At 47.2% G+C, this 12,964-nt stretch carries 15 protein-coding genes and 1 riboswitch; of the genes, 7 read left to right on the top strand and 8 right to left on the bottom strand.

What is annotated here, in order from left to right:
• Positions 1-158: 158 nt before the first annotated feature.
• The 3 genes from AB3R30_RS03175 to AB3R30_RS03165 form a co-directional block, all read right to left on the bottom strand.
• Entirely contained in the window at positions 159-425 is a 267-nt protein-coding gene (locus tag AB3R30_RS03175) for a hypothetical protein (RefSeq protein WP_458647693.1), read from the bottom strand.
• Positions 426-530: 105 nt separating this feature from the next.
• Positions 531-1,622: a 3-isopropylmalate dehydrogenase gene (gene leuB / locus AB3R30_RS03170; protein ID WP_458647692.1), complete on the bottom strand. Its 1,092-nt coding sequence runs from the start codon at positions 1,620-1,622 to the stop codon at positions 531-533.
• A gap of 86 nt (positions 1,623-1,708) precedes the next feature.
• Positions 1,709-3,148: a glycine-rich domain-containing protein gene (locus AB3R30_RS03165; RefSeq protein ID WP_458647691.1), complete on the bottom strand. Its 1,440-nt coding sequence runs from the start codon at positions 3,146-3,148 to the stop codon at positions 1,709-1,711.
• A 197-nt stretch (positions 3,149-3,345) separates the two neighbouring features.
• A riboswitch (cobalamin riboswitch) is annotated at positions 3,346-3,545 on the top strand.
• 264 nt (positions 3,546-3,809) lie between these two features.
• Between AB3R30_RS03165 and cobW the strand changes: the two genes are divergently transcribed.
• Positions 3,810-4,865 carry a cobalamin biosynthesis protein CobW gene (gene cobW / locus AB3R30_RS03160; RefSeq protein ID WP_458647690.1) on the top strand — a complete coding sequence of 352 codons (1,056 nt, stop codon included), beginning with the start codon at positions 3,810-3,812 and terminating at the stop codon, positions 4,863-4,865.
• Positions 4,862-5,293 (top strand): DUF1636 family protein, encoded by a 432-nt coding sequence (locus tag AB3R30_RS03155; protein WP_458647689.1) that lies wholly within the window; start codon positions 4,862-4,864, stop codon positions 5,291-5,293. Before cobW ends, AB3R30_RS03155 begins: the two co-directional genes overlap by 4 nt.
• Before the next feature lie 67 nt (positions 5,294-5,360).
• On the opposite strand, the gene crcB is transcribed toward AB3R30_RS03155, so the two are convergent.
• The 5 genes from crcB to AB3R30_RS03130 all read right to left on the bottom strand — a co-directional run bounded on the left by crcB (position 5,361) and on the right by AB3R30_RS03130 (position 9,077).
• Positions 5,361-5,819 carry a fluoride efflux transporter CrcB gene (gene crcB, locus AB3R30_RS03150; protein WP_458647688.1) on the bottom strand — a complete coding sequence of 153 codons (459 nt, stop codon included), beginning with the start codon at positions 5,817-5,819 and terminating at the stop codon, positions 5,361-5,363.
• A 100-nt stretch (positions 5,820-5,919) separates the two neighbouring features.
• Positions 5,920-6,273 (bottom strand): DUF1257 domain-containing protein, encoded by a 354-nt coding sequence (locus AB3R30_RS03145; protein WP_458647687.1) that lies wholly within the window; start codon positions 6,271-6,273, stop codon positions 5,920-5,922.
• Positions 6,274-6,413: 140 nt separating this feature from the next.
• The gene (ycf46, locus tag AB3R30_RS03140) at positions 6,414-7,925 is read right to left on the bottom strand and encodes a stress-responsive protein Ycf46 (protein WP_458647686.1); all 1,512 of its coding nucleotides are present in this window, start codon (positions 7,923-7,925) and stop codon (positions 6,414-6,416) included.
• 86 nt (positions 7,926-8,011) lie between these two features.
• A complete protein-coding gene (locus AB3R30_RS03135) occupies positions 8,012-8,377 on the bottom strand; it encodes a hypothetical protein (protein ID WP_458647685.1) in 366 nt (121 codons plus the stop codon).
• A 217-nt stretch (positions 8,378-8,594) separates the two neighbouring features.
• A complete protein-coding gene (locus AB3R30_RS03130; RefSeq protein WP_458647684.1) occupies positions 8,595-9,077 on the bottom strand; it encodes a hypothetical protein in 483 nt (160 codons plus the stop codon).
• Between the two features lie 228 nt (positions 9,078-9,305).
• Between AB3R30_RS03130 and hetZ the strand changes: the two genes are divergently transcribed.
• The 5 genes from hetZ to AB3R30_RS03105 all read left to right on the top strand — a co-directional run bounded on the left by hetZ (position 9,306) and on the right by AB3R30_RS03105 (position 12,929).
• Positions 9,306-10,457, top strand: coding sequence for a heterocyst differentiation protein HetZ (gene hetZ, locus AB3R30_RS03125; protein WP_458647683.1), 1,152 nt, complete (start codon positions 9,306-9,308; stop codon positions 10,455-10,457).
• Positions 10,458-10,540: 83 nt separating this feature from the next.
• Positions 10,541-11,575 carry a PatU gene (locus AB3R30_RS03120; RefSeq protein ID WP_458647682.1) on the top strand — a complete coding sequence of 345 codons (1,035 nt, stop codon included), beginning with the start codon at positions 10,541-10,543 and terminating at the stop codon, positions 11,573-11,575.
• A gap of 78 nt (positions 11,576-11,653) precedes the next feature.
• Positions 11,654-12,106 (top strand): hypothetical protein, encoded by a 453-nt coding sequence (locus tag AB3R30_RS03115; RefSeq protein ID WP_458647681.1) that lies wholly within the window; start codon positions 11,654-11,656, stop codon positions 12,104-12,106.
• Between the two features lie 63 nt (positions 12,107-12,169).
• Positions 12,170-12,331 (top strand): hypothetical protein, encoded by a 162-nt coding sequence (locus tag AB3R30_RS03110; protein WP_458647680.1) that lies wholly within the window; start codon positions 12,170-12,172, stop codon positions 12,329-12,331.
• Positions 12,324-12,929 (top strand): hypothetical protein, encoded by a 606-nt coding sequence (locus tag AB3R30_RS03105; RefSeq protein WP_458647679.1) that lies wholly within the window; start codon positions 12,324-12,326, stop codon positions 12,927-12,929. Before AB3R30_RS03110 ends, AB3R30_RS03105 begins: the two co-directional genes overlap by 8 nt.
• The last annotated feature ends 35 nt before the right edge of the window (positions 12,930-12,964 follow it).

Genomic DNA, 12,964 nt, shown 5'->3' with positions numbered 1-12,964 from the left:
GCATCAAACCTAGAAGCGAGTACTATGCACTGTTTAAACACTTGCAATTGTGAAATTAGGAAAATACAACGGCTCACCTTCTTGGAAATTGAAGCGTTGATGGGGAAGCTATAGCCTGCCTCAGCACAAGTTTTAGAAAGGCAGAATAATAACTATTTTTAAGAATACAAATCAGATTCAATTTGGCTGAAAGGAACGAAGCATTCTTGAGGCAGCAGAATGGGTTTGCCGGAAAAAATCAGCTTGCCGCGATAGGTGAAGCGATCGATCGCCACTCCCAAGGGACGTTGAATCAGTTCGGGATGAACCTCGTAATAGGTTGTATAAATGCTGCGGGCAGAGCGGATTAAGCCAGGATCAAGCAGAACGTCGAAGTCTGCATCATCAGCTTGAACGGGTGCTTGCTTTTGCGAAACGTATGCCACCGATTTGTACCCCTCTGAGTTTTGAACGAGTTTAGTATACTTGCCCTTGACTGATTGGGATCGATCATTTGTTTTAATAACTATTTACTTTGGCAGATGTGCTGCTTACGCCAAGTTTGCTAGTGCCTTGACTAAGGCTGCCCCCATTGCTTTGCAGCCCAGTAGGGTCATCCCTGTGGACATAATGTCGCCCGTGCGATCGCCCTGATCTAGCACCTGCATCACCGCTTGCTCAATGCGATCGGCTGCGATCAGTTGATCTAAGCCGTATCGCAACATCATCGCCGCGCTCAAGACTTGCGCCAAAGGATTTGCCTTATCTTGTCCAGCAATATCTGGGGCAGAGCCATGCACGGGTTCAAATAAGCCTGGATTAGTCGCACCCAAACTGGCAGACGGTAACATGCCGATGCTGCCCGTAAGCATGGCGGCTTCATCGGACAAAATATCGCCAAACAGGTTGCCTGTGACAATGGTGTCGAACTGGCGCGGATTGCGGACGAGTTGCATGGCAGCGTTGTCTACATACATGTGAGACAGTTCTACATCGGGGTAGTCGGCAGATAGGGCAGTGATGCGATCGCGCCAAAGTTGTGACACTTCCAGCACATTCGCCTTATCCACAGAACAGAGCCGCTTGTTGCGCTTCCGGGCTGCCTCAAATGCCACACGCCCAATCCGGTCAATTTCCGACTCCGCATATGCCATCGTATTGACACCGCGTTGTTCACCCGACTCCGTGGCAAACACGCCCCTCGGTTGCCCAAAATAAATGCCGCCCGTCAACTCCCGCACCACCATAATATCCACGCCTTCCACCACTTCTCGCTTGAGGCTAGAGGCGTCAATCAACTGGGGCAGAATTTTGGCGGGACGCAGGTTGGCAAACAAGCCCAAGGCTGCACGAATGCCGAGCAATCCCGTTTCAGGGCGCAGGTGTCGCGGCAAGGTGTCATATTTTGGGGCACCGATCGCCGCTAGCAAAACGGCATCACTGTTTTTGCAGGTTTCTACCGTCGCAGCAGGCAGCGGTTCACCCGTTGCTTCGATCGCCGCCCCACCCAACAGCGCTTCCTGAAACTCAAAGCTGAGGTCTAGCTGTTGCCCCACGACCTGCATCACCTCCACGGCGATCGCCATAATTTCGGGTCCAATGCCGTCACCGGGAAGAAGCGTAATGCGGTAATGCTGAGTCATAAAGCGTTTAGAGCGGCTGAACGGAAACATTTCCCAAGTTATCAATCATACCGTTTGTTGGGTAAGGGACGAGAGGGATAGAGTTTTTAGTCACCGCCACAGCCACCACAGCCACCACACCCACCACACCCACCACACCCGCCATCCCCACCACTGTCTCCGCCCCCTCCACTTGCGCCACAGTCACCGTTGGCGCAAGTGGTTCCACTCGAACTCCCACTTCTACTGCGGGTGCTGGTGTGTGGCAGTAGCACCCACAGTAGCACCAGAAAAGCAGCAGCAGCACCGATGAAGCTCCAGAGCCACTGAGGGACGGTGATGATGAGTGGTATCAATCCTAGGAGTGATATCCATAGCAAGGGTACGACTAGGGGCAGTTTTAGGATTGAACGAGACAGCCGCCACAATAAGTAGATCGCCATGCCTACGCAGAGGAGCGCAAGATAGCCGATTGGTTTTTGCCGATATAGCCCCAGTCCAAGCCTAGAAATGGCTAAGAAATATAGCCCTGTGATGCAGAGTAGAATACATTGTGGAGCAAATCGCTCAAATGAAAAAGAAGATGCTCTTTGAAAGTCTTCATAGGACTGAAAATAGTCTGTTTGTAAGGTTTTCTGCTGAGCCTGTGATCGCGTCCGTGTCCAGCCATACAGGATGAAGTCTGACAGCATTCCCGCGATCGCAGACAGCACAAAAAATCCTAGAAATTCCAACCCTGGCAACGTCGTGAATCCAGCGACCAGTCGAACGCTTCCGAGCAAAAACAACCAGAACAAAACCGCTGAAAACAGCGGCACTCCAAGCTGAAAGCGGCGATTAAAGCGCCAAAACAGCATTCTGAGCAAGCTGATACTCAGAAAACTGATCCCCACTATGAATCCATAAATCGGTGTAAAGGTGGCGAGCGACATATCCAGCGGATGGGGAAGGGCTGGGGTGAAGGCTGCCCAAGCGGGGTTAGCCCAAAGCGCAATGCCGATAATCAACAATCCAGACAGCCCACTCAGTAAGTCGGGCACGTGAAATGAAAATCGACTCAGATCTGGTTTTGGCAGAATCCAATGGTGCTGAGAATTAATCCGAATAAAATTAAGCTCGCGCCCAAAGCGAATGTGAGGCGGCGACCAAATATCGGCAGGGGGTGGCTGCTGAAAAAAGCGCTCATAGCTTGCCAAGGTGCCGCTATACCAATCATTGAACTTGCCGTGTTCTTGCTGTCCGCCTTTGGTGGGGGTGTGGTGCAGAGGGGTCTGAAGAATTTTTGGACACCACTCTTGCCAATAGGATTGGGTATAGAGCAGATGCAAATGCCAGACTTGATCGACTTGATCGGAAGGGGTAACTGAATGTCCTGCCGCGATCGCCAAAAACGCAAATTTCTTATACTCAGCGATCGCACGCTTAGCGTAGTCAACCGTCCAACCATTCTCCCGTGCTAACCGTTGGCTGAAGGACAAATTCACATCGATCGCATCTAAAGAAAACTGTTGAATTCGCTGATAGAGTTCGGTTTGCTGAGTATTCATGGATGAGTTCTCGCTTTGAACGAACTATTTTCAATGGTTGCTACACGATCTCGCCCACCACTTCCTTAAATTGGCGATCGTTTAGCGATTAGATCGGTTGGCGATTAGATTAATTACCCTGGCTGCATTGTCTCATGGCGGAAACTCCAGAAAAGGATTTTCTTGACGAACATCCCCGAAAGGGTTGTGATCCTGTAAGCTAAACATTGACGATCGGTTCCAACGGAAAACAGCCGTTGGAGGAAACAGGGAAAGCGCAGTGAAAATCTGCCACTGTCCCGCAACTGTAAAGAAGTTTTGAATTTTAAGTTTTGAGTGAGACAATCCAACTTAAAACTAAGAACTCAAAATTTAGAACTCTCTAAGTCAGAACGCCTGCCGCTAGTCACCCTACACACACCGTCTCATCTGCGAGGTACAGAGTGAAGGCATATTGTCGAAGGGTCAGCCTGAAAAGCATGGCTGGCTTAGGTTTTTGTTTGTTACTGGATAGGGCATTTTTTGAAGAGAATGGGCGATCTCGAACCTATAAACAGGATTGTCCTAATTCTAAAGATGTCCTGATTCAACGAAATTAATCTGAGTAGGGGGATCACAGCTTTATCTCACCCCCCTACTCCATAGCAATGTCCATCATTTTAAATAGAGCATCTTAAGTCTTATGGCTGCAAAAATTCCAGTAACCGTCATTACCGGATTCCTCGGTAGTGGCAAAACGACGCTGATCCGTCAGCAATTGCAAAATAATCAAGGTCGCCGCATCGCCGTACTGGTGAATGAATTTGGCGAAATCGGCATTGATGGCGACTTGCTGAGATCGTGCCAAGTCTGCGATGAAGAGGGCGAGCCGAGCGCAACCAATATTGTGGAACTGACCAATGGCTGTCTCTGCTGCACGGTGCAAGAAGAGTTTTTGCCAACCATGCAAGAATTGTTGAAGCGACGCGATCGCATCGACTGTATTTTGATCGAAACCTCTGGTTTAGCGTTGCCCAAACCGCTGATCCAGGCGTTTCGCTGGCAAGAGATTCGCACAGGCGCAACGGTGGATGCGGTGATCACGGTCGTGGATTGTGAGGCTGTGGCAGTCGGCACCCTTGCCGCCGATCTGGGTGCGTTAAATGAGCAGCGCCAAGCCGATCCCAATCTCGATCACGAAACGCCTTTAGAAGAACTGTTTGAAGATCAGCTTGCCTGCGCCGATTTGGTGCTTCTGACCAAGAGCGATCGCGTCGATCTGCCAACCCAAACTCAGGTGAGAAAGCGCGTTCAGCAAGAATTGCGCCCCGGCGTGAAAATGATTTCTTGTAAAAACGGGCAGATTAGCGCTGATCTCCTGCTAGGGTTCAATGCTGCCGTGGAAGATGACCTAGATGCCCGTCCGAGCCATCACGATACGGAGGAAAATCACGAACACGATGACACGATTACCTCAGTGCCCGTGATTTTTGCGACCCCGGTTGAGCCACAAGCCTTATTGCAAACTCTAAAACAGTTGATCGCAGACCAGGAAATCTATCGAATTAAAGGCTTCGTCAATGTTGCCAATAAGCCCATGCGAATGGTGTTACAAGGTGTGGGCGATCGCATTGAAACTTTTTATGATCGCCCTTGGCAGCCCGATGAAATCCGCGAAACTCGACTGATTGTCATCGGTCAGGCACTCGATCACACCCAAATTCTGTCTGCCATTCAACCCCTTCTTATTGCCTCATGACTCAACCCCACGCTATTTTCGTTTGCACCACCTGTGGCAAAAATCAGCAGAGCGATCGCAGTGATGGCGATCGCTTACTTGCCCAACTGCAAACCCTCTACAAAACCTTACTATCACAACAATCACTCTCAATTCAGCCCGTGAAATGTATGGGCGTATGTGAGCAAGATTGCGCGATCGCCCTAGTCTCTCCAGGCAAACGCACTTATTTGTTTGGCAATTTGCCCACCGATGCAGCCCGAATCGCATCTACTGCGATCGCCGTCCTAGAGTGCGCCAGCCAATATCAGGCAAAATCTGATGGTGCCCTTGCCTATGGCGATCGCCCAGAGCTTTTAAAGACGCGAGTGCTAGCAAGGATTCCGCCACTGCCACTGGTCGAGCCTGCCCAAGAATTACAGGAGAAATCCCATGCCGCTAAAAGATAGCGTCTGGCAGGGAAACTTTGGCTACATCAAGCCGTTGGCAAGGACAGTGGACGAGATCGCACTAAGTTTAATGGAGCAATTTTTGGGTAGCGAATCGTCCTAGAATAATTCCAAAAATACCCAACAAAGCGCTTCCTAACCAATAAAACAAGGTTAATCCCAAATTTCCACCTTGGAAAAGCAGGATTGTGTCTAAGGCATAGGTAGAAAAAGTGGTGTAAGAACCTAAAAAACCTACTGCAATAAGTAAACGGAGATCAGGAGAAGCAAGCGATCGCTCTAAGGGGTAGGTAACAAATGCTCCCATCAAAAATGCGCCCGAAAGATTGATAAAAAAGGTGCCAAAAGGAAAATAAGTGCCAAACCATTGACCAAAATATTGTGAAATATAGTAGCGGCAGAGCGCCCCTGGAATTGCTCCTAACATTACAGCGATCGGCGATCGCACAATAGGATCAGCGGTTGCGAGTATAACTATAAATTTATGGATAAAAGCACTCAAAAAATTGTGTATTTGTATCAACATCTAACTGACTAAAATTTAACTAATCAAAAATAGTATATTCACACAAAAAACGGACTAACCTATAAGGGTTAGCCCGCTAGTTTGGGAACGCGTGGAGAGACTACTTTTGCAGTACTAGCTTGACGTTTGCGTTTTGCAAGCCAGGACGCTTAACCTCTGCCAAGGTTTTGTTAACTGCGTACTTTTGGTTGATCGAGTTAATCAACTCGGTTTGATTGTGGCGCTTAGCAACACCCCAAAGATCAGCAATTAGATCAAAAGAACCATCGGTATTGCGAGACCAACCTAGATCATATTCACCTTCCAAGATTGCCACAATATCAGAGCGCACGCGCTGACCGTTGTAGCCACGAACATCAGCTTCAGTTTTGACACTGATGCCTAGATCGCGTAGGGAAGCTTTCAAAATTTCAGCATCAGTAATTTTGGTACGCAGAGTGCTAAAGTGAGACATTTGGGATTTCCTCCTGATAGAGAGTTAAGAACAACGTTTGGTTAGTGGATACTATTAGCCCTAGGGTAATAGCAGGTGTGTTAACTGACTTTGCTAGCGGAGTCGCTAGCCTTTCTACCTGTTGGGAGCAGGAAGAAAGCTTAGAACTCTAATCGCTGATATTCAGCGACAGAGGCTGCAGCAGGTCTAGCTCTTTGACGTGCCCAATCGCGCAGAGCCGTCACTTGTTCGCTCATTGTCTTAGACAAAGGCTGAGTTGCCTTGACCGCTGCAATAATATCCAGTTGAGTAAACTCTCTCTCTTGAGCAAAGGCATCGTACATTGCTGCTACGAGTGCCTGCTCAATTTCTGCGCCAGAGAAACCATCGCTTACATTTGCCAACTGGTCTAAATCAAATCGGGTAATATCCCGTTTACGTTTAGAAAGGTGAATTCTAAAAATGTCTTTGCGCTCTTCCGCATTGGGTAAATCGACAAAGAACAACTCATCAAAACGTCCTTTCCGCAGAAACTCTCCAGGTAATCGCTCCACTCGGTTTGCCGTTGCCATCACAAAGACAGGAGAATCCTTTTCTTGCATCCAGGTTAAGAATGAGCCAAAGATTCGGCTAGAGGTGCCACCGTCTGAATCAGCAGAACCAGCCGTTCCAGCAAAAGCTTTGTCTAACTCATCTATGAATAAAATAGCGGGTGAAATGGACTCAGCAGTTTTTAGGGCATTCCGCAAGTTGGCTTCCGATCGCCCAACCATTGAGCCATCATACACTCGACCCATATCTAACCGCAGTAAGGGCAATCCCCATAGGCGAGAAGTGGTTTTGGCAATCAATGACTTACCACATCCCGGTACTCCAAGAATTAACATTCCCTTCGGTTGAGGTAGCCCATATTCTCTAGCCCGTTCTGTAAAAGCGTTAGAACGCTGAGTTAACCAACGCTTTAGCTCTTCTAACCCACCCACAGACTGAATCGTCTCATCTTCTTCAATGTATTCAAGAATGCCATTGCGACGAATAAGCTGTTTCTTTTCAGAAAGAACGATTCCCACCTCTTCTTCGGTTAAGCGTCCAGTAGTGACTTGAGCTTTTCGGTAAACTTTTTCTGCTTCATCTCGCGTTAAACCTAAAGCGGCTTTCAGCAGCTTTTCTCGCGTTTCAGTGGTGATTCGGCGATTACGAGTTAGGTCTAGCTGCTGGGAAAGAACTTGGTTTAGCTCAGCCATATCTGGCATTGCGAAATCTAAGACTGCCACTTCTTTCTCAAGCTCAATCGGAATCTGCTGAACTGGAGACATGAGAAGAATTGTTCTCTGTGATCCCCGGAAGCTAGCGATCGCATCTCTCAACCAGCGAGTTACGGCTGGAGAATCTACAAAAGGGTGAAGATCCTTAAAGACAAAGATTGCTGGATCTCGTTGCCGAGTTGCCCACTCCACTGCCGCTTCTGGAGAAACCGTATTGTGCTGGGTAACGTTTCTGGGTTGACCGTATTCAACGATTCCGTGAGTCACAGTCCAAAGGAATAAACGGCGCTGAGGCTTGCCCGCTTGAGCGATCGCTGCGATTGCTTGCTCGGCTCGTTCTTCCTCAGAAGTAACCAAGTAAATCAAAGGATACTGAGCTTGGATTAGGATGCTGAGTTCTTCCTGCATATCATCAACTCAAATAGAGACAACTCAGACTGGAAAACCGTTCAAACTACTTGACGTAAAATTACGGAGTCTTTAGAAACAAGGGCTTACTTAGAAAGTAAAGAAACTAGTTCAGCATCGCTCGATGAAGTCAAAACCTGCGAACTTTCTGGAGAAAGACCAACCTGTACGACTTGTTGAGCAACCTGAGTATTTAGGGAAACCATCTCGCCATTGCGTAAAACTAAATGACTAGAACAGTCTGGACAACCGTAAACTCGATGGGACTGACCATGACTACTTTCGTGATGTTCAACAATATCTGGGTTTAATAAGTAAAACGCGATCGCTCGTTGAGCAATATCAGTCATTGTTCCTACATCAACTGCTGCTTTTACCTTTAGCTGCCTGTGTAGCTCTGGGGGTAAATACAACGTAACTTTTTGCTTATCCTCTTTTAGCTTGTCCTGCATATCACTCTCAGTCTTGGTAACCCGGGTTATGAAAGAAAGCATAGCTATCCTATCGGCTGCTGTCAAGACGGCATGATGGCATGACGGCAGTTTTGTTACTTTTATTTACAAATCTGTTGTTGATGAAACTAATAAGACTCACTTACTTGCCGCCCCAAAGTACTTTACCCAATCGCTTTTAGGTATTAAATCTAATTACTTGGGTTTGAGTTTTCATCTAAGCAATATCCGACGGTACAGTGTTTGAAGGAGGTATTTGTTGCATTAACTGAGTCTGAATCAAGGCTTGCAAATCCTCTCTCTTCACTTCAGTGCCCACCATCGTATTACCGGGCACCTCAAAGAAGACGACACTATCCACTGTATCCATTGCCACAATTTGAAACAGGATATGGATAACAGGAATAGGCAACGCGATCATTTGTGGATCTTTCATGGGATAGGGTCCAGCAGACACATCCTTTAAATTTGGAAAGGCATAAATAATCTGCTTCTGTAAGCCACTTTGAGTTTCATGATTGAGCATGGTAACTGCCCAATTTTGTTCTAGAGTTTGGGCAATGTAATATTCTAGGTGCCGCAGTTGAAACGCTAATTGCTTTAGAACAGGCGCGATCGCCTCAATTAAAGCAGGCGTAACTCCATCCTGTGGCGCATCATTGATAAGTTCTTGAAGTTGTGCATCTAAATCTAAAGGCATTTGAATTAATCCACCATGCATAAACTAAATTTCGCAAAAATCCTGAACACTCTGTGGGTCAGAGAAAATTGTGAGAAAGCAAATCTAGCCCAATTCTCTCAACAATTCGTCACCCTTGTTCGTTTCTAACAGGCTTATCAAAATTCACTCTAGACGCTGACTGGTGATTGTTGTCAAAATTGATCAAGATATCCCGATGTTTGTTATCGTTAGGCGTTGGAACACATAGTGATAGAAACTTGCCAAAGCGTGGAGTCAATCTTTCAACTGCTACTAAGTGAACTTAAAGTATCAACAACCGCTTCTGAGCAGCATTGCCGGGATGTGGCAGATCGTCTTTTGAAGGAAGTGACCCGGATTTGCACTGAAAGTAAGCGCATACAAGCTTCTGGGGACCCTGAATCTTGGGCGCTAACCTTGGCAAAGCATCGGCTTCAGCAATGTTTGCACTATTCTAAATTAGGATCTCGGCGAGGAAGAGTTGAGCTTCATAGTACCTTGAGTGCAGTGGTGTACCGCTATATCACTCCGCTTCAAACTCAGTTTAGCTATCAAGCCCGTCTGCCGCTGATTGAAGATTTTCTCCAGAGCTTTTATATGGAGGCGCTCAATGCGTTCCGGCGAGAAGCCCAACTGCTCCCAAGCTACACTCCGAACGCACCGCTCCATCTAGCCGAATATATGGCTTTTACAGAAAGGTATGCGAAACGCCGTATTCCGCTTCCTGGTAATCGTAGTCAGCAACTCATCATTCTTCGAGCGCAAACTTTTTCGCAGCAGCAGCCTTCTGAAACGCCTGTGGACATTGAGCAAGCCGCTGAGGGCATGTCTGGTGAAGCAGATGGCGCTTGGAATGCCGCATCTATGCAGCAGGTGCGAGAGCAGATGGTGGCTCAAGAACCAGAACCCGTGGAGGATACCTTACGTTACACCGTTATTGCTGAACTAATTAGTTATTTGGATGAGCGTAAGCAAAACGATTGCGCTGATTATTTCGTATTGCGGCTCCAAGACTTGCCGACAAGTGAAATCGAAAATATTTTAAGGCTCACGCCTCGTCAACGAGATTATTTGCAGCAGCGATTCAAATATCATCTAATTCGCTTTGCGCTTTCTCATCGATGGGAATTAGTCCACCAATGGTTAGAAGCAGACCTCGATCGCAATTTAGGATTAACTCCTCAGCAATGGCAGGCTTTTCAAGCTCAGCTAGATGAAACCCAAAAAGTATTATTAGCTTTAAAGCAGCAAAAGTTAACCGATGCCGCGATCGCTCAAGCAATGGGCTTTACGACCACTCAAATTCAGAAACAATGGTTCAAACTGTTGGAGCAAGCCTGGGAAATTCGGAATGATTTCTGGGAAATGCAAAACCGCTGAATATCCGGAGAGCGCCTTTCAACCCCTGTATAGGAATTTGTACTATGAATCGTGACCCAGAAAAAATTCAGAGGCATATACTAATGCTGTTGCAGGATCTTCTCCCCACAGCCACTTTGGTAGATGCTGAGGCAGCAAATCAGGCACTAGGGTGCGAGACAACAGGAACACCACCGCTAGATCAATCTAGTCTACTTATGCCCCAAGATAATCCCTCTTCTGTCTCTGGCTATACCGATTCAAAACGCTCTCCCCAAAGAGAGTCACTATTTGAACTTGGAGATATACCTGCTGTGCAAGACCGTTTTCATGCCTTATTAAAACATCGACTGCAAAGCGAAATTCAAAAAAAACCTCCCCTTTTTCCCTGGGAGTCTGTGGTTCAAGACTACGAAACTGATACCGCTTATGATGCAGTAGAAGCTAATTTTGGCTCAGAGACATCTGCTCCTGTTGAGAAAAATTCTAGTGCTAGCATCTGGAATCGACAGTTAAGCACTCTCAACTTGCCTGTATCAGTTCCCGGTTTAGTTTTGGGTCGCCTGCTCAAACAGTGCCAACAAGTGGTGCAATCGTCTCTCCGTGAGGGAGTGCAATTGGTTCAGGCGGTAGAAGACCTATTTCCTGGTGAAGGGCAGGCACTTAATTATTTGGCAGGTTTAGTCGTTGCCTCACCCGTCCGCTCAGGTGTTGCTGCTCCAACTTCCACCGCAGGTGCTAATTTCCCTCAAAGCTATGAGGCAGCGGCTCCAGCCCAGCAAATGGTGTTGTCGCTGTTGGCAGCCCAGCAAATGATTGTGACGCTGACCTTGGCGGTGTCTGCTAGCCAAGCGATCGCTGAGCGCCAGTGGAAAACTGAGCAGGGAACGTTGCAACTAAAAGCAACTTACAACCCCGATCCCACAGATTCAAGTATAGTCGTTCGGGCAGAACTGCCTACAGGTGGACGTTTAACAATCAATGGGGCAGGGCTGCAATCTGTGTCCGAGCGGCGATCGTCTGGCTCAGTAAGTGTAGAACTTTGTGATCCCGAAGTGGGACAAGTCTACCTGCTGGAAGCGTCTTTAGATGATGAAGAAACACCGCTCGTTTTTGTGGTGCGAGTTGTTGAAGGGTAGGGGTTTGAGAGATAAATTCGACCGCTATGGGTGCAAAGCCGCCTGCTAACTATTAACAGTTAACCCGGTAAGGAATTGATGAATCTGCAACATCTCCAGTGGACAAAAAATGTGAAACCTACCGACGGGTGGGCTTATTGTGAGTTTAAATCCTCCGAGCTATTTAAACTGGCTTGGAAAGATGATGAAGCCAATGCCAATAGACCCAAACGGAATGACTTAATTCTGCTACGGCAACACGGGTACGTCACGCATTTAGTCAAAGTTCTGAATCGTCAGGTTGAGCGTGAAGAACGGCAAGGTGATTTCAATCTTTACCGTATTGTTGAAGTAGAATGGTCGATTGACGGCACTAATCCACCCATCTCAGCCAAAGCAGATGTGATCTTTGGTTACTCAGCAGTTCTTGATTACATGGGTGGCAGTGTCATGCAGCTAGAAGAATTGCCTACGTTCAAAGAGGCTTGGGACTCTCAAGGTGGGCTTTCTGCCTTCCAAGATCACGTCCAATCCAAACTGGCAGCCGTTTAAGATTCAATCGCCAAATCCCAATTTTGTGCCATGTCCGATGTGAAATCTCATCCCAGTTTTCCTATGAAGTATCCTCTCCACACTCAATCCAATCCTGTTTCAGGCGATGCGGCAAAAAAGCTGCTTGAAGTGATCGACACTGGCGGGGCGATGGTTAACGATCAAATGCTTGCCTTAGCAAAGCGGCTTTCTGCCCGTCGTCGCCAAGCACAGAAACATGGCTAGTTCTGGTAAGTTTGACGGAGTTGATTTTTCCCAAATTGATATTGAGTCGCTAACCCCTGAAATTCAGCAACTTGGTCAGGGGTTTCGCTGTGTTAGGGGAGAATTTGTAACCTATTGGAAACAGGGACGAATTCAGCGAGAAGCCGATGCCTACCTTTGCCAATGCTGGATTATCAGGGTTGAGGATGCTCTGGTTGGATACATTACGCTTCTAGCTGATAAGTTAGAGGTTGAAGATACACTACTGGCTCAAGAAAGGGTGAAATACCGTACCTTTCCAGCCGTTAAAATTGGACTACTTGCTGTTGATCGTCGTACTAAAGGTCTTGGAGTGCGGTTGACGGAGTGGGCGATCGATTATGTGATTACTAAGGTAACTCCTATCATTGGAGTAAGATTTATTACTGTCGATGCGCTCTATGATCCTGACGTTGAACCACCTTATGATGCATCTGGCTTCTACGAAAAGCTAGGGTTTGAGTTCGCTAATCCGATTGAGCATTTACCACCCGTCAATCCTTATCGCACGATGTATCTTGATTTGAAGCCGCTGATAGAGGCTCTAGCTAGGGAGGAACTGGATGAAGATCAGTTATAGTCTCGCTGTAAGTTGTCGTATAACAACCTCAATAC

Source organism: Sivoneniella epilithica UHCC 1019 (genome assembly GCF_040830845.1).
Classification (GTDB): domain Bacteria; phylum Cyanobacteriota; class Cyanobacteriia; order Leptolyngbyales; family Leptolyngbyaceae; genus ULC077BIN1.
Note: the sequence above shows the minus strand (reverse complement) of the source record. Positions and strands in the feature narration are given on the sequence as shown.